The organism is Halomonas sp. GD1P12, from assembly GCF_025725645.1.
Taxonomy (GTDB): domain Bacteria; phylum Pseudomonadota; class Gammaproteobacteria; order Pseudomonadales; family Halomonadaceae; genus Vreelandella.
Map to the genome: position 1 here is coordinate 767,647 of NZ_CP107007.1, position 20,607 is coordinate 788,253.

At 55.0% G+C, this 20,607-nt stretch carries 21 protein-coding genes; 6 read left to right on the forward strand and 15 right to left on the reverse strand.

Features of this window, described 5'->3' with window-relative positions; translation table 11 throughout:
- Positions 1-32: 32 nt before the first annotated feature.
- From OCT39_RS03625 to OCT39_RS03665, 9 genes are all read right to left on the reverse strand, one after another.
- Positions 33-749, reverse strand: a complete 717-nt coding sequence (locus tag OCT39_RS03625; protein WP_263586333.1) for a YoaK family protein — start codon at positions 747-749, stop codon at positions 33-35.
- A 124-nt stretch (positions 750-873) separates the two neighbouring features.
- Positions 874-2,505, reverse strand: coding sequence for a GMC family oxidoreductase (locus tag OCT39_RS03630; RefSeq protein WP_263586334.1), 1,632 nt, complete (start codon positions 2,503-2,505; stop codon positions 874-876).
- 10 nt (positions 2,506-2,515) lie between these two features.
- Complete coding sequence (locus OCT39_RS03635) at positions 2,516-3,850, reverse strand: TRAP transporter large permease (RefSeq protein ID WP_263586335.1); 1,335 nt, start codon at positions 3,848-3,850, stop codon at positions 2,516-2,518.
- Positions 3,847-4,347, reverse strand: coding sequence for a TRAP transporter small permease subunit (locus OCT39_RS03640; RefSeq protein ID WP_409335765.1), 501 nt, complete (start codon positions 4,345-4,347; stop codon positions 3,847-3,849). Before OCT39_RS03640 ends, OCT39_RS03635 begins: the two co-directional genes overlap by 4 nt.
- Before the next feature lie 85 nt (positions 4,348-4,432).
- Positions 4,433-5,557, reverse strand: coding sequence for a TRAP transporter substrate-binding protein DctP (gene dctP / locus OCT39_RS03645; protein WP_263586336.1), 1,125 nt, complete (start codon positions 5,555-5,557; stop codon positions 4,433-4,435).
- 62 nt (positions 5,558-5,619) lie between these two features.
- Positions 5,620-6,783, reverse strand: a complete 1,164-nt coding sequence (locus tag OCT39_RS03650; protein ID WP_263586337.1) for an iron-containing alcohol dehydrogenase — start codon at positions 6,781-6,783, stop codon at positions 5,620-5,622.
- A 12-nt stretch (positions 6,784-6,795) separates the two neighbouring features.
- Entirely contained in the window at positions 6,796-8,253 is a 1,458-nt protein-coding gene (locus OCT39_RS03655) for an aldehyde dehydrogenase family protein (RefSeq protein ID WP_263586338.1), read from the reverse strand.
- 57 nt (positions 8,254-8,310) lie between these two features.
- A complete protein-coding gene (locus tag OCT39_RS03660) occupies positions 8,311-8,628 on the reverse strand; it encodes a hypothetical protein (RefSeq protein WP_263586339.1) in 318 nt (105 codons plus the stop codon).
- Positions 8,625-9,968 carry an acyclic terpene utilization AtuA family protein gene (locus tag OCT39_RS03665; protein WP_263586340.1) on the reverse strand — a complete coding sequence of 448 codons (1,344 nt, stop codon included), beginning with the start codon at positions 9,966-9,968 and terminating at the stop codon, positions 8,625-8,627. The genes OCT39_RS03660 and OCT39_RS03665 overlap by 4 nt, the downstream gene beginning before the upstream one ends.
- Before the next feature lie 156 nt (positions 9,969-10,124).
- Here OCT39_RS03665 and OCT39_RS03670 point away from each other — a divergent pair, with 156 nt between their 5' ends.
- The 4 genes from OCT39_RS03670 (at position 10,125) to OCT39_RS03685 (ending at position 15,497) form a co-directional block, all read left to right on the forward strand.
- Entirely contained in the window at positions 10,125-11,015 is an 891-nt protein-coding gene (locus OCT39_RS03670) for a LysR family transcriptional regulator (RefSeq protein ID WP_263586341.1), read from the forward strand.
- Between the two features lie 956 nt (positions 11,016-11,971).
- Entirely contained in the window at positions 11,972-13,114 is a 1,143-nt protein-coding gene (locus tag OCT39_RS03675) for a GGDEF domain-containing protein (RefSeq protein WP_263586342.1), read from the forward strand.
- Between the two features lie 22 nt (positions 13,115-13,136).
- Complete coding sequence (locus tag OCT39_RS03680; protein WP_263586343.1) at positions 13,137-14,279, forward strand: GGDEF domain-containing protein; 1,143 nt, start codon at positions 13,137-13,139, stop codon at positions 14,277-14,279.
- 111 nt (positions 14,280-14,390) lie between these two features.
- Positions 14,391-15,497, forward strand: a complete 1,107-nt coding sequence (locus OCT39_RS03685; RefSeq protein ID WP_263586344.1) for a diguanylate cyclase — start codon at positions 14,391-14,393, stop codon at positions 15,495-15,497.
- 63 nt (positions 15,498-15,560) lie between these two features.
- On the opposite strand, the gene OCT39_RS03690 is transcribed toward OCT39_RS03685, so the two are convergent.
- From OCT39_RS03690 to OCT39_RS03705, 4 genes are all read right to left on the reverse strand, one after another.
- The gene (locus OCT39_RS03690; protein WP_263586345.1) at positions 15,561-15,875 is read right to left on the reverse strand and encodes a DUF6482 family protein; all 315 of its coding nucleotides are present in this window, start codon (positions 15,873-15,875) and stop codon (positions 15,561-15,563) included.
- 14 nt (positions 15,876-15,889) lie between these two features.
- Positions 15,890-16,105: a DUF2945 domain-containing protein gene (locus OCT39_RS03695; protein ID WP_263586346.1), complete on the reverse strand. Its 216-nt coding sequence runs from the start codon at positions 16,103-16,105 to the stop codon at positions 15,890-15,892.
- A 296-nt stretch (positions 16,106-16,401) separates the two neighbouring features.
- Positions 16,402-17,082 carry a type 1 glutamine amidotransferase domain-containing protein gene (locus tag OCT39_RS03700; RefSeq protein ID WP_263586347.1) on the reverse strand — a complete coding sequence of 227 codons (681 nt, stop codon included), beginning with the start codon at positions 17,080-17,082 and terminating at the stop codon, positions 16,402-16,404.
- Between the two features lie 103 nt (positions 17,083-17,185).
- Positions 17,186-17,482, reverse strand: coding sequence for a DUF1330 domain-containing protein (locus tag OCT39_RS03705; protein ID WP_263586348.1), 297 nt, complete (start codon positions 17,480-17,482; stop codon positions 17,186-17,188).
- A 170-nt stretch (positions 17,483-17,652) separates the two neighbouring features.
- On the opposite strand from OCT39_RS03705, the gene OCT39_RS03710 reads away from it, so the two are divergent.
- Positions 17,653-18,435: a PhzF family phenazine biosynthesis protein gene (locus tag OCT39_RS03710; RefSeq protein ID WP_263586349.1), complete on the forward strand. Its 783-nt coding sequence runs from the start codon at positions 17,653-17,655 to the stop codon at positions 18,433-18,435.
- On the opposite strand, the gene OCT39_RS03715 is transcribed toward OCT39_RS03710, so the two are convergent.
- Positions 18,432-18,947, reverse strand: a complete 516-nt coding sequence (locus OCT39_RS03715; protein WP_263586350.1) for a cupin — start codon at positions 18,945-18,947, stop codon at positions 18,432-18,434. The two genes, OCT39_RS03710 and OCT39_RS03715, sit on opposite strands and share 4 nt — an antisense overlap.
- Positions 18,948-19,030: 83 nt before the next feature.
- Positions 19,031-19,423 carry a RidA family protein gene (locus OCT39_RS03720; protein ID WP_263586351.1) on the reverse strand — a complete coding sequence of 131 codons (393 nt, stop codon included), beginning with the start codon at positions 19,421-19,423 and terminating at the stop codon, positions 19,031-19,033.
- A 138-nt stretch (positions 19,424-19,561) separates the two neighbouring features.
- On the opposite strand from OCT39_RS03720, the gene OCT39_RS03725 reads away from it, so the two are divergent.
- Positions 19,562-20,515, forward strand: coding sequence for a LysR family transcriptional regulator (locus tag OCT39_RS03725; protein WP_263586352.1), 954 nt, complete (start codon positions 19,562-19,564; stop codon positions 20,513-20,515).
- Positions 20,516-20,607 lie beyond the last annotated feature (92 nt).

Sequence of the window (20,607 nt, forward strand, 5' to 3'; positions counted from 1 at the left end):
CCTGAACCTTACGGGTATTATGAGCCTTCTACCTAAGCGCGTTTGACGACCATTAGCCGGCTGGCGGTGCGCACGGTCATCACGATAGCGCTGGCCGCGACCATGATTAGAAACAGCCCCAGCGCCAGCATCGCCTTGAAATCGAACAGATCGAACAACAAGAGTCCGGCGATACAGCCGGTCAGAAAAGAGAAGATCGTGGTCAGGTGCGTATACAGCTGCTTGCGGGAAAAGCGCCGGTCGAGCGCCGCGTCCTGAGAAAAGCGTGACGAGATGAACGAGCCCAGCGCGATACCTGCATCGGTCAGCGTGCCGGTCACGTGGGTGGCGCGCACGCGGCCGTTGGAAAGCTGGGTCGAGGTCGAATTATGCACTCCCATCAAAAAGCCCAGCGCCAGCAGTACTTCCGAGTTGAAACGCGGGGAGTACATCAGAATTTCGAACAGCGAGACCGCGGCCAGCGCCGCGCCTTCCGCCAGCAAGATCAAACAGAAGATGGTGCGAATGCGTTGGCCCAACACCACGACAATGCGGGCCAGCATGCCGCCCATGACGAAGACGAGCAGCAGCGTGGCCAGAAACAAAAAGCCGTGGGTGTCGGCGCTGGCGACCTCATCAGAGATTTGCGAGACATTGCCGCTCATGTGGGAAGGGAGAAAACCGAAGGCGCCCAGCGCCATCGCGTTGAGAATGCCCGCCGCCGTGGCTAGCACCAGCGCCAGGTAACGATCTTCAGTGTGGGAACGCACTTTTTTCTTCTTGATCAGCAAGGTAGACCTCCAACGTCCATGTAGCAGTCACCTGTACGACGCCTGGACGCAGGAATAGTTCTCGTTTGGCTCATCAAGAAGTGGATGCAAGCATGACGCCTCGTTAACTTCTCCCGTTATCTTCCAGGATCATGTCTGACGCCTTCTCTCCAATCATCATGGTAGCGGCACAGATATTGGCAGAGGGAATGTCGGGCATGACGGAGGCATCGACCACTCTTAATGAAGTGATCCCTTTGACCCGAAGCCTTGAATCCACGACCGCCAGCGGGTCGTTGGACGGCCCCATCTTCGCGGTGCCGCATAAATGGTAGGACGACACGCCATAACGGCGACAGAAGTCGAGAATCTGCTGATCCGTTTGGCACTCGCGGCCTGGAAATGTCTCGGTAGGGTTGTAAGGCGCAAGGGCATCGCTTGCCATCAGTTTACGTGCCAGTTTGGCGCCGAGAATGATCTTTTCCTGATCTTCTTCATGCTGCAGGTAGTTGGGTTGTACCGCGGGCGACTCAAAGGGGTCACTGGACACCAGCTTTACTTCACCCGTGCTTTTGGGTCTGTGCTGCCAGAAACCACACGTCATGCCGGGGTATTTGTCCAGCACCCCAACGTAGCCATTTCGATAGCTGGCGGGCGAAAACACGCCTTGCAGATCGGGCTCTTGAGCGTCTTCGCTCGAGCGGCAAAAAATATGCACGACAGAAGGGCTCAGGCTCAGGATACTGGGCTTTTTAACCACCCATTTCAAAACTTCCAGAGCGAGTCTGGGGCCTTTCGCTTTTTCGTTGATGGTCACCGCGTTTTCGATTTGATTGGAGATTCTTATCGAATAGTGATCTTTCAGGTTTTTCCCGACGCCCGGTAGATCTACAACGGGCGTGATGCCAAGTTTTTCCAGAGCCTGGCTATCCCCAATCCCCGAAAGATTGAGAATTTTAGGGGTGTTGATTGCGCCCGCGCTTAAAATGACCTCCTTGTTGGCATAGATCTTTTCCTTTGCACCGCTTTTCGAGTTGAAGAGTTCGACACCTATGGCGCGGTTGCCGTCGAATAGCACGTTCGTGACCTGCGAATGCGTCATCACACTCAGGCCGAATTGCTTTTTGGCTCTTTTGATATACGTATTGGCAGTGCTTACGCGTTTGCCCGAGAAGATGGTGCGCTGGAAATATCCGACTCCCTCCTGGGAGGCCCCGTTATAATCCGGGTTCTTGTCGATACCAAATTCAGAGGCGCCCTCGATGAAAGCGTCGCATACCGCATCCGACCAGTTCGAATCCGTCACCGAAATCAAGCCATCGGAGCCTCTAGCCTCACTCTTTTCGTGGCCGATCCGGCGTTCACACTTATTGAAGTACGGAAGGACGCTTTTATAGTCCCATCCTTCATTGCCAAGCGCCGACCAGTTGTCGTAGTCCGACTTCAAACCCCGGTTATAAACGAGGCCATTGATCGAGGTCGAACCACCGAGAACACGTCCCTGCGGAATGGGAATGTTTCGATCGAGCGTCAGTGCATTGGCCTCTGTGGAGAACTGCCATGCAAACGCGGGTTTGAATATGACCTTGATAAACCCTGCCGGTATATTCAGGTAAGGGTGCCAGTTGCTCGATCCTGCCTCGATAAGACAAACGCTGCCCGGATGCTTTTCACTAAGGCGAGAGGAAACGATCCCTCCTGCGGCGCCACTGCCTACGACGATATAATCGTATTCTCTCTTTTTGTCATTTTTCATGAGTTTTTCCTTAACTATTTAAAAGTATGCTGGGTAGTCCAGTAATGATTTGCGGAAAAACGGACATCAAGATGCAGGCCAGAATGATAATGGCGACAAAAGGTATGACGGCTTTATAAAGGTCCAGGGTTTCAACGCCTGCCGGTGCAACCCCTTTTAGATAAAACAGTGCGTAGCCAAAGGGCGGCGTAAGAAACGACGTTTGCAGTACAACGGCCACCATGACAACGAACCAGAGCATATCGATACCCAGCTGTTGAACGATGGGCAGTATGATGGGAAAACTTAAAAGTACGATGCCCGTCCAGTCCAAAAACATGCCCAGAACAAACACCAGCAGAAAGATCGCGATCAGGGCACCTGTTGTACCGCCAGGCATGGCGAGCACGATATTGTTGATCACCTGCATGCCGCCACCACGAGAGAAAACGCCTGTAAACGCCGTTGCCCCGACCAGTACCAGCATGACCATGGTGGTGGTCTTGCCCGCCTCGAGCAGCGTATTGAAGCATGTGCCGATCTTTCTATCGCCGAATATCAAAAACAGGATGAACGCAATCCCCACCCCGATAGCCGAGGCCTCTGTTGCCGTTGCGATTCCAGTAAACAGCGCACCTAGTACACCCAGTATGAGTGCCATGGGGGGAAGCACGTACTTGGCCAGCATGAGCAAGAGTTGGGGGGTGGAAACCTGGCTGCGCTCCTCTGCAGGCACTTTTGGCCCGTACGCGGGTTTTATAAAACAGACAATTAATACGTAAAGCGCATACATGGCGCCCAGCATGAGACCGGGTACCAGAGCACCCGCGAAAAGCGCCCCTACCGACACGGGCGAGTAGCTGGCCATCAAAATGAGCATGATACTGGGGGGGATAAGGATCCCCAGGCAGCCGCTGGCCATGATCACGCCGGAACTCAGCCCCTTGTGATAGCCGTATTTCAGCATCGGTGCGAGGGCGATCAATCCCATGACGGCAATCGAGGCGCCTACGATACCGGTCGTTGCAGCCAGAAGCACCGAGACAATCACCACCGTCAGGGCAAGTCCTCCTCTTAAATTCGCAAGAAGAAGCCGCATGGCTTCAAACATCTTCTCAGTGACGCTTGAGTCGTTGAGAAAGCGTGCCATCAGGATAAAAAGAGGGATGGCGACCAGAACATAGTTATCCATGGAGTTGCCATAGATATTATTGATGATGGTTCCAAGAACGCGCTCCCCGGGCCCCAGGTAGGCCCCAATGACGGCGGTTCCTCCCAATACAAAAGCGAGGGGGTGGCCCATGAAAAGCCCGATCAACAACCCACTAAACATGACAACGGTCAGCATTTCAGGACTCAGGCTCATGGCTTGCTACCTTTTAATGTATGAATGCACTTAAGAATGACGGAGACAACCTGTATCAATAGCAAAATGGCCGATACAAGAATGACGCCCTTGATTGGATAAAGGGGGATGGCCGTCATGCCATAGGTAGTTTCACCTCTTGAAAAAGAGCGCTCGAAAAAAGCCCAGCCGTAATATATGAGCATCCAGATAAAGGGTATAAAGAATATGAGATAGCCCAGTACGTTGATAATGGTTCTTTTTTTGTTATCGAACAGTCGAGTGATGACATCTACCTCGACATGACTTCCATGAAGTAATCCATAGGCAGCCAACAACATGAAGTGGGCGCTAAAGAGCATCTTTGTAATATCAAAGACCCACTCACTGGGGCGGCCCATTACGAAGCGCATGGCAATATCATAAATGACAATGAAGGTGATCACTGCCAAAAGAGGAGCCACGCAGCGTCCGACGCCTTCGTTGAAGGCGTCAATCATGACGAATAATCTTTTCATTTCAGCGCTCGAGATGGCTTGAGGGCAAACGTCACACACGCTTAAAAAACCCAATCTGATGATTATCAGATTGGGTCATCAAGAATTACATGCACGCTTCGATGTCTTCGAGAGAAGGCAGATCGGTAATGTTCCTGCTCAAGTTGAAGGGGGCGGATACTTCATTCCACTGTTGATGTTCCTGAAGGTAGCTGATCTGCGAGTGATAAACCTTGGCATGCATGGGGTTTTCGCAGGCGCTTTCAAGAATCATCTCATTGGTGACTTCCTGGATTCTCGCCAGGTCCTCTTCAGAGAATCGCGTTATCTCGACCCCGGCATCGACAAAGGCAGCCACCCCTTCCGAATTTTTCCTTTCCGCCCAGGCTAAGGACCACGCCATATTGGCTTCAGCGGCCACTTTGAGTCTTTCCTGAACCTGTTCAGGTAACGCATCCCAGGCATCCTTATTGATCATGATGCCATGTACCCCACCTGTCTGGTGCCAGCCCGGAGTCGCCCAGTAGGGCGCTACTTCGGCAAAACCAGCGTTGAAATCAACGCCAGGCATGGAGAACTCGGCGGCGTCGACAACGCCACGTTCTACTGCCTGATAGATTTCCGAACCCGACAGCGTCACCTGTGAGCCGCCCAGTTTTTCCAGCACGCGGCCCTGGTCGCGACCGGCCAGTCGAATTCGTTTTCCTTCCAGGTCGGCAAGGCTATCGATCTGCGTTCTTCCTCTAAAGCCTGATTCGGACGTTACCAGGCCAAAAGGCAGGTAATAAATGCCGTATTCACCGTAAACTTCCTGATAAAGCTCCAGACCACCCCATTCAAATATCCAGTTGAGATAATCAGCGGCGTTGAAGAGGCTGGTATGAGTCGATAGAGGAGAAAAAGCTGAATCAAGGCCCGCCCAGTAACCGCCCCAGTCGCCTGCTGCGTCAATGGCACCTGTTTCGACTGCATCGAAAACCTCGGTACTGGGCATCAAGGTTCCGCCCGAGAAAAAGGTAATCTCGAGGTCATCGCCAGTAATACGACTGACACGGTCTACCCAGGCTTTGTCTATTTCGATAAGTTCAAGGCTTTCAGGCCAAACGGTGGTGACCGTCCACTCGATCTTGTCGTCGGAAAACGAGTGAGTGGAGGCCAGCAACATGCCGCTTGCGGTAGCGATGCAAAGTTTCTTGAGATTGAACTGTTTCTTGAGGCTGAACTGTTTCATGGTGTGCTCCATTTTTTTAGGAATTATTCTTTCGAAGTGCTGTTTTCAATAAAGGGTCTTGGTCAGTAAGCTTTTTGTAAGAGTGTCAAAAAGTCTTTTTCAGTCGTCCATCGTGGATTCCAGCGGTTGTAGTCAAGTAAGAAGCATTTCTCAGAAATTTCTGGTAAATCCTTCTCTTCTACTCCTACGTCGCGTAGGCGAGGAGGTACGTTTAAATCGTCACAGAGTTCCTTGATCGCTGTAATGGCTTTTCGGCCAGCGTCTAATGTCGATAATCCTCGCGTATCGATGCCCATCGTGGCGGCCAATATGGCAAATCGTTGAGGCGTGGCGATAAAGTTGAATTCCGCGACATGGGGCAGACAAACGGCGTTCGCCAACCCGTGAGGTATCGGATATTTACTGCCCAGTGCCATCGCCATGCAGTGCACATTACCCGTACCGGTCGTGCCAAATGACATGGCCGCCATGGAGGAGGCGCATAGCATATTGAACGCTGCGTCCTGATTCTCTCGGTTAGCGACGTAGGGGCGAAGGTTATCGCTGATCAACCGGATGGCGTGAAGGTTCTGGGCATCAGTGAACGGGTTTGCCAATTTGGAAAGATAGGATTCAAAAGCGTGAACGAACGCATCGATGCCTGAATGAATGGCAACGTGCTGTGGTGTGGTACTGATGGCCTCTGGATCCAGAATGGCGTACGTGGCCGGACCATAGTGAGCATGACGTATGGCCATCTTGCTGTTTCGCAGCGTATCCGTGATGACCGCTGCACCGGAGACCTCTGAGCCTGTGCCGGCTGTCGTGGGTATGGCAATCAACGGAAGGGGAGGCACGTCAAACGTGTCGATACCTTCGTAATCACTGATCTCTCCACCGTTCGTTGCGACGATGGCGACTGCTTTAGCGACATCAATGGCACTTCCCCCGCCCAGCACCACCAGCACTTGTGGTGATAAAGCGCTGCTTACGCGCAGTGCCGACACCACGTTTTTATCGGTAGGCTCAGGATTGATGCCGTCAAACTCTTCAAGTTCGATACCCAGATTCTTCAATGAACAGACAAGCGATCGATGAAGACGGCTTCCTTTCAAGCCCGGGTCGGTCAGTAACAGTACCTTGCTCCAGTTGTTCTTTTGGACAATTTCCGCGACACGCGTCCACGCTTGGCGTCCAAACTCTACACGTGTGGGGCAGTGGCTTTTTGAAAGGCTGGCGTCAGTCATGTCATTGTCTTTTTAGAAGTTGACGTTCGAAGCATCGATGCGTATGCAGACGTTCTTTATCTGGGAGTAGGAGAGGATGGCGTCCATGCCTTTCTCGCGGCCAAACCCGGATTTCTTGTAGCCGCCGAAGGGTATTTCGGCACCTCCACCCGCGCCGTAACAGTTGACGAATACTTGTCCTGCCTTGATTCGATTCGCAAGCCAATGGGCACGTCCAATATCGCGTCCCCAGATGCCCGCCACCAATCCGTATTCCGTATCGTTGGCCAGGCGTTCGGCATCTTCGAGCGTATCGAAAGGCAGCAGCGTAAGGACAGGCCCGAATATTTCCTCTCGCGCGACCCTGGCGCTGGAGGATGCTGGGCAGATAAGGGTCGGCTTTACAAAATGGCCGGTGGATTGATCAGCATCTCCGATAAATCGGCCGCCGGTGTAGACATCCGCCTCCTCCTGCTGACCCAGTGTTATGTAGTCTTCGATGCGCTGTCGTTGAGAAGCGCTCACTACTGGCCCAAGGTCAGGATCATCCAGTCCACGTCCCAGGGTCAGCTGATCGATCGAGTCGCGAAGCCGCTCGATCACAGTCTCTTTTATCGAGCTATGCACCAGAACACGAGATCCGGCCGAGCACGTCTGTCCTGAATGTGGGAAGGCCGCCTTTATAATCAAGGGTATGGCTGTATCCAGTTCCGCATCGGGCAAAATGATATTGGGAGATTTGCCGCCTAGCTCTAAAAGAACGGGCGTAACGTTTTTGGCGGCTGCCTGCATGACCGCCGTACCCGTTTCAACAGACCCCGTAAACACGAGAAGATTGATCCCCGGGTGTGACGCCAGTGCGGCCCCGGCCTCATGGCCAAAGCCAGGTACGATATTGAGTAGCCCATCCGGCAGGCCTGCTTCCTGACAGATATCGGCAATGGTGAAGATGCTCAGGCATGCAAGCTCGGCGGGTTTGAGTACCACGGCATTACCGGTGGCAAGCGCCGGTGCTATGCCCCGACAGGCAATTTGCAATGGATAGTTCCAGGGCACTATCTGGCCTGTCACGCCCAGGGGCTCACGAACGGTAAAATCAACATAATCCGGTCCGAGGGGAATGGAGTTACCCAGTATCTTGTCGGCCACGCCGGCATAGTATTCGAAGAAGCGAGCTGCCGCATTGGCGTCGGCCTTTGCTTGTGCCAGGGGTTTGCCGGCATCACGACATTCGATCATGCTCAGCTCTTCAGCCTTGTCTCGTATGACCTGTGCAATGTTATAGAGAATTCTGGCCCGGTCGCTTGGTAGTCGAGTTGCCCATTCCTGCTGCGCTGTTTGGGCGGAGGCGACCGCTTGATCAATATCCTTTGCAGAACCACGCGCAATTCGAGCCAGTACTTTCTGGTCGGCGGGGTCATGCACGTCTATCCACTCATTGGTCTCTGCCGGACGCCATGTCCCCTCGATGTAGCAACCAAAATCTTTCATGTGAGCCTCTTGTAAGAATTCTGTCAGGAGTAGTGCAGCTCATCCGAGCTTGCTGGTTTAGTTGTTGGTGTGGCTGCCAATGGGCAAGCTAAGTAACGCCGAGCCCAATGATTTGCCGTGGGCGTCTAGCGCTAGAGAGCCTACGACACCTCCTGAGAGGGCATGAGTGAGTACCAGGTTGAGCGCACCAAGCCTGGGGAGTTCATAACGCATAACGGTACCTTTGACACTATCTCGCAGGTGCTCGGCCACACGTTCGGGCGTGACTTCCTTGACCAATAACTCGTAATCTTTATCTTCATAAGCAATGACGGAGATGTTGGCGGTATCTCCCTTGTCACCACTTCGGCAATGAGCAATATCTCTCAGAATCATGAGCTGGCGGTTTCCATGAAGACGATCGATGTGGGTACATGGCTTTCTGCAATGAGTGGCGATGTTAGAAATACGGCAGAACGCGTCGATTTCCATGCGCCACCCCCTCCCGATGGACCATTGGTATAAAGCGCCTCGACTTCATTGCCAATGCGTTCGGCATCCTCCTGGGAGTCGCATTTTGCCAGGACTCTAAGGCGCACTTCATACGGCTCATGACCACTGCTTAACTGATCGCCGTGAAGTGCATTCATGCCAATGAAATCGACTCTCAAGTCACGGTATATATTGTCGGTTAGTCTTTCTTTAATGATGTCCTTGGCCAGCTGCGCACGTGCGACCGCGCCGATACCGGCATAGGAAATCTGGCCTTCACCAATAAAGCCATCGTGATAACTGATCGATACTTTTAGATGGTTGGTCTTGGCATGCCCCGTGGCATCATGAATACGCACACGATTAGTCGCTATCTCCTCGATCCAGACATTGCTGAAATCCGCAATCACGTCTGGTTGAAGATATCGGGCAGGATCATGTATCTCATATAAAAGCTGCTCCTTGACGGTTGCGGGAGTAATGTAGCCTCCCGTATTGTCCAGCTTGGATATTTCGATGCGACCATCGGCGTAAATATCTCCAAAGGGAAAGCCAATGTGTGCCAGCTGCGGAACATCCTTTTTGCCAGGATCGGCAAAATAGCCACCGCAAATTTGCCCTGCGCACTCCAGAAGGTGACCAGCCGCAGTTCCCTTGCCAAGCTTGTCCCAATCATTCATTTCCCATTTGAATGAGTGGATCAGCGGCCCTAGAAATAATGCGGGATCGGCCGCTCTGCCGGTCACGACCACGTTTGCGCCTTCATCCAGAGCCTTGGCAATCGACTCAGCACCGATGTAGGCGTTGGCAGATATGATTTGGTCACGATGTTCGGCAATCGTATAACCGTGTTCTTCTTTTAGGCAGGCGCTATCTTTCGTGCATTGCGTCAGGATATCGTCGCCGACGACAGCTGCCACGCGTATCGAATCAAGTCCCATGTCATGTGCCAAATCACGGATGCACTGCGCCGCAGCCAGGGGGGCAGCCGCCCCCATATTGGTTACAATGCGTATGTTGTTCTGATGACAAAGGCCTAGAACGGCCTGCATGCGAGCGACCAGGAAGGGGTCATACCCCTTTTGTTGACTGGACAGCAACTGCAGCTGGGCATTAGTGATAGTTCTCTCAGCCAGACACTCGAATACGAGAAAATCCAGATTGCCTCGCTTGGCGAGATCTACCGCTGGATCGATTCTATCGCCTGAATATCCAGCGCCAGCTCCAATTCTTACCTTATGCATGCGCCACCCTAGCGTTGTTGTTTGTATAAGACTAAAGGCTATGAACTAAAGCCTAATATTGATATCGAGTGTGATTACTAGTGGTTGGTTTCAAGTTAAAGCTGGCTAATCAATTAAACAATTGAAATAATTAAATGGTAATTATAAAGGATTTTTATGGATCTTAGTTTTCGTCAAATACGCTCATTTCTTGCCGTGGCCCAGTTAGGGAGTTTTACTCAGGCCGCAACTTCTCTTTTTCTGACGCAACCCGCATTGACGATACAGATTCGTAATATGGAAGAGTCGTTAAATGTTCGCTTGTTTGACCGTAATACGCGAACTGTAAAACTTACTCGCGTGGGGGCATCGTTATTGCCCGTATTTCAAAGAATGGTCAACGATCTTGATTCGGTTGTAACCGAGGCGCGCGACATCGTTGCAATGAGGCGGGGCGTTGTGCGCATTGCCGTTCTTCCTTCAGTGGCTGCCTCTTTATTGCCCTTTGTTATCAAGGAGTTTCGTGCCATTTATCCAGGTGCTGAATTTATCGTTCGCGACGCCATCGATAACAAGATTGTCGAGCTGGTAAAGGAAGGTGAGGTCGATATAGGCGTTACGGGTGGGTGGATCAGGGATAAAGAAGTTAAAACGCTTTTCAAGAAGTCAGAAACGCTTAAAGTTATTTTTCCGCATGAACACCCGCTAGGTAATTTGAAGAAAATAAGTGTTTCCGATATTGCTCAATTTCCACTGGTTACCTTGAATGCCTTGACTAGTTTGAGAACCGTTGTTGAAGAAGCTTTTGCCAAAGAGGGATTGACGCCCGTAACCGCCTGCGAAGCGACCTACATGATGACCGTAGCGAGTATGGTTAGCGCAGGACTAGGCGTTGCCGTATTGCCTTCGGCGGCAAAGGAAGATCACGCCTTTCCCGATATAACGAGTGCTCCGGTAGATGACTCTAAACTGCGTCGTACTATTTCGATTATTACGCTAAGTGACAAGACCTTGCCGCCTATGAGTCAGTTGTTTTGCGAACATTTAATTAACGCTTTTGAAGATTAGGGTCTGCCTGAAAAGTCGGTGAGCGAAGATAAGACAAGGCAAAAATTGGCGAAGAAACGGAGTTTACACCGTGTAAATGAGCATTCTGATCTGACTCGCGCGCGAGCCAGTTTTTAACGCCGTATTGTCGAGCGCAGGCACTTTTCAGACAGAGCCTAGCCCTATTGTTCAGAAGTTTTTTATACACGCTTTTTATTGTAGAGACTTTTTATGATAGAGGCATTTGTTGAACACTGGATAATCCGTAGCGGTCTGGATGGTTAACGTTAATTTGGCTGACGCGTTGGTACCTATATAGCGTACAGGCGCGGCAGTCTGGGGGCCCATCCAGCCAGTACCTGTCCAGGCTGCCAGGTCGAACAGCAAGAGCCCCGTGATATAGCCGGTTGGAAACGAGAAGCGCGTAGTCAGATGGGTATGCAGCTGCTTGCGAGAGAAGCGGCGTTCCGAGGAACGTCGTGACAAAAAAGCAATGGGATGAACGAGCGCCAGAAACAAAAAGCCCTAGGCGTCGGCGCTGGTCACCCATCGGATCTCTATGAGTCGTTGAATATTCGTTTATTATCTGCGCGTCCGTACCCTGTGCGCGGCTTAAAGATGGTATGGCTATAAAGCCGGATGACCCCGCGCCGATACATAGCTGTAACCCAAATTAATTCAGGCTCATGATGTCCCAAAAGACGGTTGGAATGGACAAGCGTTAAGAGGACCGGGCCTTGTCGGGTGGAGGGGACAAAAGAGCATTCTGGAGCAGGTAAATCGGCCTCGGCAGGCATCTTTTTTGGAGGCGGGAGCGCGGGTTGCCTGTTCGCTCTTGTTTATGAATTCCGGGTTCTGAAAAGCGCGGCGAATCGTCGCGTTATGGTCGACTATCTTGCGGTCAATGGGTGCCTATAGTGGATGGATGGTATGGATGAATATAGCGCGGTATGGCGTTTAAAACGGGAACCCCCTGAATGCTGAGTAACCTTCAAAAAATCTGGTCGCCGGGTGTGGCGGACAACCCCGTGCGACTGCGTCGACAAATCGAGCTGTGTAACCAGCTGGGTCTGTTTGCGTTCTTCATGTGCACCTGTTACCAGACCTTCTTCATACTTTCCGATTTCGACCTCTATAGCACTTATTTCACCATCAATATGCTGTTCATGGGCGGCTATGCCTCGATTTTATGGATCAATCATCGGCGCTGGTACATGACGGCGTGCCTCGTTTTCACGGCGCTGGTCATGGTGCAACTGTTCATTAGCGCGTTCTATTTGAGTGTCGATGCCGGAGTGCCTCTTTTCTATATCACGCTGGCTGGGACACTGTCGTTTCTGTTTCCCCGTAAGCAGTGGTACCTCTCGATGAGTTTAACGCTGCTCAGCGTGGCGCTTTTCGTCGCGGCGAACGTTTTGTTTCCTTCCGGTACCGCCTATACGCCGGTGCCACTGCCCTGGGCCAATCTGCTGCACGGTTTTAGCGTCGTGGGCGTGTTGCTGGTGCTGGGTACGCTGCTTTTCCACTACCGCCATCAGTTCGAGATCACCGAAAGCGAGCTTTTGATCAACAACCACGCGCTCGAAACGCTCAGCAATACCGACCCGTTGACGGGGCTTGCGAATCGACGGGTGCTCGATGACACCTTAAGGCGCGAATGGCTGCGGTTGACCCGCCACCCAGGGGCGCTTTCGGTCATCATGTGCGACGTGGATCATTTCAAACATTACAACGATCGCTTTGGTCACGATGGGGGGGATCGGTGTCTGCAGCGAGTCGCGCTGGTGCTTCAGGCCGAGCTTAGCCGGCCTGCGGATCTCATCGTGCGCTACGGCGGAGAGGAGTTTGCGCTGGTACTTCCGGAAACCGATGAACGAGGCGCGCGCCACGTGGCACATAGACTGTGCGAGGCGGTTCGACGCCTTGAAATACCCAATCCCGGCGCGGGTGACGGCTTTGTCACCGTCAGCGTCGGCGTATCGAGTATCCATGCGCTGAACTGTAACGGCCTGAATGCGGAAGAGGGTGAAAGCCTGCTCAAGTGCGCAGACCAGGCGCTTTACCAGGCCAAGAGTCTCGGTCGCGACCGGGCCGTTTTTTTGACGTACGCGGCAGGATAGCGGCGCTTTGGGAGTACGAAGAATGCTCGATCAATGGATGAAGCTAAGCGCCGTCGATATGAGGGAGCTGCCCGCCAAGCGTCAGCGTCAGGTTCTGGTGTGTGATCAGTTGGGTATTTTTGCGTTTTTTACGCCTCTTCCTTACCAGCTTTTCTATATCTTTTACGATCTCGCTTACTTTAGCGAAATATTCATTATCAATCTGATGTTCATGTCCTGTTACGCGACGGTGCTACTGCTCAACCGGCGCGGCGAGTACGGGGCGGCGCGCAATTTGCTCATGTTGTGTGTGAGCACCCACATGTTCGTTTCATCGCTCATGGCGGGTTCTGGCGTAGGCGTTAATCTTTTCTATTTCACCCAGGCCGCCGTGCTGGTCTTTTTGTTTCCTGGGCTTTGCTGGCTGGGGTTGGTCGCCTGGCAGCTCGTATGCGGTGCGCTCTATCTCGGCACTCAGCTATTGTTGACGTCAGAAGTCGCGATTACGCCGGTGCCCCATCCCTGGGTGGATCTCATGTACGTGTGCAGCGCCTCCGGCGCGCTGCTGCTGATGGTAGCCTTACTCAATCTTTTTCGACACCAAATCGAGAACACCGAGAAGGAGCTGTTGACGACCAGCCAGATGCTCCAGGTCCGCTCGAGCACCGATCCGCTAACCGGACTCGCCAATCGGCGCGCGCTGGACGAGGTCCTGCGCGCCGAGTGGCTGCGGCTTGCGCGTCATCCGGGCACGCTCTCGGTCATCATGTGCGATGTCGATCACTTCAAGGGCTATAACGACTATTTTGGTCACGATGGGGGCGACGAGTGCCTACGTCAAATTGCCTGGGCGATCAAGGAGGTGCTCGAGCGGCCTTCGGATTTGGCGGTGCGCTATGGTGGCGAGGAGTTCGCGGTCGTGCTGCCCGCGACCGACGAGCAGGGCGCTCGACACGTGGGGGAAAAAATCAACGAAGCGGTGCGGCGTTTGGCCATCCCCAATCCCCATATAAAAGGCGGTATCGTGACTGTCAGTGTCGGTGTCTCGAGTTCCACTTGCTTTACCAGCACGCATTTCGAGCAAAGTGTCGAGCGCCTGCTCAAGTGCGCCGACCAGGCGCTCTATCTGGCCAAGAAAAACGGACGCGATCAAACGGTCTGTATGGGCTGCTACTCGCTCACTTGAAACGTCTCGCCACGCGTCTTTTTGCGCTGAATTCCAAGCTTCTCTTTTAGGGCGCCTACAATGTTAAAGAGAGTCAAATGGGTTTGGGCGGCAGGCGTGGCCGGTAATACCATGCAGCGACGTCGCCAAATCGAACTGGCCAACCAGATAGGGCTATTCGGCGCGGTAGCAACGGCTCCTTATCAGCTGTTCTACTATTTGTACGACTTCGCCTATTTCAACAGCGTGTTTACTGCCAATATCGTTTTTACTCTAGGGTATTTGTCAGTGCTCGTGCTCAATGGGATGCGGCGCTACGGGCTGGCGCAGCGAACGCTGTTGATCAACGTCAATATCCAGATGTTCGTCGTGACCGCGCTGATCGGTGCCGATGCCGGGGTGCATCTTTTTTACTTCACCATTGCCGCGGTACTGGTGTTCATGAAGCAGCGCGGGCGACGACGATATATCGCTCACATGGCGCTTCTGGGTACGCTCTATATGACGTCCCACTTTCTGTTTACGCCGTCCAGAGCGCTATCGCCGGTTCCCGCCCCTTGGGTGAACGTCATGTACGTGGGCAGCGGCATTGGGGTGCTGACGTTATTGGGTATTTTTCTGTGTCTCTTTCGCCAGCAGATCGATCATGCCGAGCGCGAGTTGATGCTATTGAGTCGCCATTTCAAAACGCTGAGCGATACCGACCCGCTAACCGGGCTTGCCAACCGGCGGGTGCTGGACGAGGCGTTGGAGCGCGAGTGGTCGCGGCTTTCACGACATTCCGGAGCGCTCTCGATCATCATGTGTGATATCGACCACTTCAAGCGCTTCAACGACCGCTACGGTCACGACGCGGGCGATGAATGTCTCAAGCGCGTCACCGCCGCCTTGAAGGAAGGGCTTTCAAGGCCCTCGGATCTGATCGCGCGCTATGGCGGTGAGGAGTTCGTCATCGTGCTGCCGAATACTGCCGCTCAGGGGGCGCGCCATATCGCGGATCGGCTGTGCCAGGCGGTCGAAGCGCTTGAAATACCCAACGAAGACTCAAGCACGAGCGCCTGGGTGACACTGAGCGCCGGAGTATCGAGCACCGAAGCCGCCGTAACGATGCGCGCAACCGGCGGTGGTGTGCTGTTAAAGGGCGCCGACCAGGCGCTTTATCAGGCCAAGACAAGCGGACGCAATCGGGCCGTTTACTTACCATGTCCGACCAACGCTCTCGAACCGAGCGGCGCTTGAACACGGCGCGCCAAAGAAACGGCGAGCGCTTTCGACGCTCGCCGTTTTTATGAGAAGCGCTTTCTACGCCCCTGAGTGAAGCGTCAGTGGTGTCTTGTGGGACTCCTGGTCGGCGTCGAGGCCGATCATTTCATCGTAGGGCACCTGCTGGACGAGATAGAGCGGCACGTTTTCCAGCCCGCCCACGTCGCTCAAGCGTTTGCGCGCGTCGGTCAGCGACTGCGGACGTATGGGCTTGCCGTGGTGGTCGACCAGTACATGCTCTTCGTCATCGTCGGTCATGGCGCGAAAGACGAACACATCGCCTTCGTGAGACTCGATGTGCAGTTCCTTGATACTCGACTGACCGGCAAGTTTTACGAACTCGTCGAACGTCATGGTGGCCTCCTTGGCTACGCTTTCTTGATTTCAGTGTGCAGTTTGAGAACGCGACTGCCGTCCTCCTGTTTGATCAGATAGGCGGGGGTTTTTTCACTACCCTTGCGGGTCACCTCGCTGCCCTGAAGTTTGCGCGTCACTTTCTCGCAGTACTTTTTGGTGACCTGACCTTGGGCCCAGTTGTCACCCCATTTCCATTTCACCCACTCGCGCTGCTTGAAATCCGCCATCAAAGGCATCCTCGAAAATTGTACGTTGTACAATTCTTGTACCTTTTGAGGATTTTGGCAATGAAGAGTTCAATATGGGGCTCTTGTCAGGCGTACCGAGCCTGGTTGGATCAAGCGAGCGAAGGTGGCATGCAATGTGTTGGTGGTGCCGCAGATACATAAAACCCTCTTCAGCCGGGGAGGTTGAAGAGGGCCAATGTGCGTGGATCGATGCATTATCGGGGCGTCAGGCGCATCATTTTCAGCGTGAGGGGTTTCAGCGCGAAGGGAGCAGCGCAAGGTTCCAGGCGTTGGATTTAGCGCTTGAGCCTCTTCAATAGCGCCTCGGCAGTCGCCTCGGAGGAGCCGGGGTTCTGGCCGGTGATCAAAAGACCGTCCTCCACCACGTAGGCGCTCCAGTCATCGCCCTTCGAGTACTCGCCGCCTTGCTCCTTGAGCATGTCCTCGACCAGAAACGGCACCACTTTGGTAAGCCCTACGGCTTCTTCTTCGCTATTGCTAAAGCCTGTCACCTTGCGCCCGGCGACCAGCGGTTTGCCATCGCTTTTGCGCACGTGGCGAAGCACGCCGGGGGCGTGGCACACCGCAGCAACCGGCTTGTCGGCGGCCAGGGCGTCTTCGATCAGGCGGGCCGAGGTGGCGCTTTCGGCCAAATCCCACAACGGGCCGTGGCCACCGGGATAGAAGATCGCATCGAAATCACTGACATCGATATCGTCGAGCGTTTGGGTGTGAGCCAGCGCGTGCTGCGCGTCAAGATCCTGCTTGAAACGGTTGGTGGCGTCGGTTTGGGCGTCCGGCGCGTCGCTCGATGGGTCCAGCGGCGGCTGGCCGCCGGCAGGGGAGGCCAGAGTCAGCTTGGCGCCCGCATCCAGAAAGGTGTAGTAGGGCGCGGCCAGCTCTTCGAGCCAGAAGCCGGTCTTGTTGCCGGTGTCGCCGAGCTTATCGTGAGAGGTCACGACCATCAGAATGTTCATCGCTGACTCCTTGTGTGGTCAAACATGTACAGGAAAAGACTCACTTGAGCGTAGGTAACTCGGCCCGCTGTTGCCAACGGGCCGGGGCGGTTCGCACTGGGGGTTAGCCCTCTGGCAGCCCGTCGAGCAGCAGTACGCGGTAGTCGGCGCCTAGAAAGCGGTGCTTTCGAGCCGCCTGGTAAGCGGGGCTGTGGTACCAGGCGCGGGCGGCGTCCATGTCGGGGAAGCGCAGAATCACGCCGCCTTCCATGGCGCTGCCTTCCAGCACCTCGAAGTCGCCGTAGAACGCCAGCGGCTCAGGGTCATGACCTTCGCGAGCGGCCCTGGCCTTTTCACCGTAGGTTTTGAACTCCTGCTCGTCGTGGGTGCGTTCTTTAATTAGTACAACGTAGGCGGACATGCATTTACTCCTGTCATGAGCCGGATGGCGAGGTCTTCGGGCATCCGGCCTGGGGCCGTCAATAACCCTGAATTCTGGCCCGAGATCGATAGGGCGTCCACCGCCGCGTGTTGGTGCCCGTCGCCGCCATGATAAAATGGCGCTCCTTTTTTCGCTTTTGAGCCTCTTGTATGCATGTGGATCTTTACCAGGTCGATGCCTTTGCCGACCGGCCGTTTGAAGGCAACCCCGCCGCCGTTTGCCCGCTCGACGCGTGGCTGGATGACACCCTGCTACAGGCCATCGCGGCGGAAAACAATCTATCGGAAACCGCGTTTTTCGTACCTGAGGGGGCGGGGTACCGGCTGCGCTGGTTTACGCCCACGGTCGAAGTGGATCTTTGCGGTCACGCCACGCTGGCCGCCGCCTGGGTAATCTTTAACGCGCTGGGCGTGAATACCGAGACGCTTGCGTTTCAAACGCGAAGCGGTGAGCTGTTGGTCGCCCGCGACGGTGAGGCGTTGGCCATGACGTTTCCCGCCAAACCGCCCGCATCACTTGCATTGAAAGACGAGGTCGCCGCTGCCCTGGGGCTTTCCCAAGTCGACGAGGTGCTGATCGCCGACGATATCATCGCGGTGGTGGAAAACGCCCAGGTCGTCGCCACGATCACGCCGGACATGGCAAAACTCAGGGCGCTACCGGGAAGGGGCGTCGCCGTGACCGCGCCTGGTCAGGAGGAAGACTTCGTTTCGCGCTGGTTCGGCCCGAAGGTCGGCGTTGAAGAGGACCCGGTCACCGGCTCGGCGCATACCTCGCTTGCGCCCTACTGGGCCAAGCGGCTGGGTAAGCACTCACTTACGGCGCGTCAGGGCGGCGCACGTCAGGGTACGCTTCGGGTTCACCTGAAGGATGAGTACGTCGTGATTCAGGGGCGGGTCGCGCCGTACCTGACAGGTACGATCACGCTTTAACGCGCTTGCCAGAACGTCATGGCGTCGCCATCGACCGGGCCCTGGGCAGGCAGAGCAACGGCGGCGGCCCGCGCTTTCAACGCGTCGAAATCCTGCGGATTGCCGCGCTCCAAATCCGGCGTTTGGCCGGGTGGGTAGGCGCCCACCATGCAGAAATCGCCTTCATCCTGCAGGCAGGCGTGACCGGTGCCCGCCGGCAGCACCAGCACATCGCCCGGGGTAAGCGTAATGACGGGCCCGTCGGGGCCACCCAGCTGCGCCCGGGCGCGGCCGCGAAACACGCCCAGCGCTTCGTGGGCATCGGCGTGGAAGTGCTGAAAATCGTAGAGGTGATAGCGCCAGGCGGGCGGCCAGCCGTTTTGCTCGAACAGCGCCTCGAGCGCCTGGGCGCACTGTTCGGCGTCACCGTGCGCGACCACGCCACGGTAAATCAGCACCGGCAGCCGTGAGTTGGGAAAGCCGCGTTGAACATCGCCTTCAAGATAAAGCGTTTCGAGCGTGGGTGTGCTCATTCTGTGCTCCTCGTCGCGTTAGGCGCTTTTCTAACTTTAGCAGCAGGGCGCTAACCGTCGAGGAGCCTGAGCTGGCGTTGCGCTTATTCGGGCAACTTGGCAATCACCTTGATTTCAAACTCGAACCCGGCCAGCCAGTTGACGCCGATCATCGTCCAGTTCGGGTAGGGCTGATTGGGAAACGCCCGGGCCTTGGTGGCCAGAACGCTCTCGAACTGGGCTTCAGGGTCGGTGTGGAAACTGGTCACATCGACGATATCGTCAAAGCTTGCCCCTGCGGCCTCCAGCACGCCTTGCAGGTTGTCGAAGGCGAGCTGGATCTGGCGTGCCAAATCAGGCTCCGGGGTGCCGTCTTCACGACTACCGACCTGGCCTGATACAAACAGAAAACCATTGGCGCGCACGGCCGCGCTATAACCGTTCTGTTCGTAAAGGGCCTGACGTTTATGGGGGAATACGACATCGCGTTGTGCCATAGCGGTCTCTCCATTGGTGGTTTACTGCAAACAGTGCGCTTGATAACGCTACTTTAAGTCGGCTCAAGGGCGTGATAAACGCGCTATCCTGCCCAGCACTGTTTGCTCTTTCCAAACAATCACAAGGATTGGGTCGCCATGGACCGTTTCACTGCCATGCAGGCTTTTGCCCGTGTTGTCGAGACCGGAAGCTTCACCCGGGCGGCGCAAACGCTGGGTATCAGCAAGACCAGCGTCACCCAGCTGGTGCAGCAGTTGGAGGCCAGACTGCGGGTCAAGCTTTTAAACCGCACCACGCGCAAGGTGAATACCACGGAGGACGGCGCGGCCTACTATGCGCGTGTCGTTAAGCTTTTGGCGGATATGGACGATGCCGACACCAGCCTATCCAATGCGGCCGTCGCGCCACGCGGGCGGCTTAGAATCGATGTGCCCAGCCCGTTTGCACGCATGATTTTGATTCCCGCGCTGCCAGACTTTTGGGCGCAGTACCCCGATATTCAGCTCGACATGGGGGTCAGTGACCGTCGGGTGGATCTGATCGATGAAAGCGTGGATTGCGTCATCCGCGGGTCAGAGCTGACCGACCTTTCGCTAGTGGCCCGTCGCGTGGGGGAGCTTGGTTTGGGCATTTACGCAGCCCCGGAATATCTGGAAAAAACCGGTATGCCCTCGCATCCCGCAATGCTTTCTGGTGCACCTCATTATGTTGTCGGCTTCAAATGGCGTGGTGGGGCGGCCTTTGCCCCCACGCTTTATCGCGGTGCACAAAGTGTCAGTGTCCCGGGGCGCTACCGGCTAATCGTCGACGATGGTAACGCTGCGCTAGCGGCGGGGTTGGCGGGGCTGGGCGTGGTGTGGTTGCCGGATTACATGGCGCGCGAGCATATCCTTCGCGGTGAGCTCGTTCAGCTATTCGATGACTGGCAACTAGCGCCGATGCCGATGTTCGTTGCCTTTCGACCTCATCGTCACGTCAGCGCCAGGCTGCGCGTGTTCATCGAGTGGGTCGCTGCGCTGATGGCCGCGCAGTCTCCTGGCGTCGATCGATCCCACGAGGTAAAAGGCGCGAGTCGAACGCCGTCCGAGTGAGCTTTCCATAGACTAAAGTTGGGGGCAGTGGGGCGCTCCCCGGGCGGGTTTACTTGGTACGCTAGCCGGTAGCGTAAGGCGTTGGAGGTACG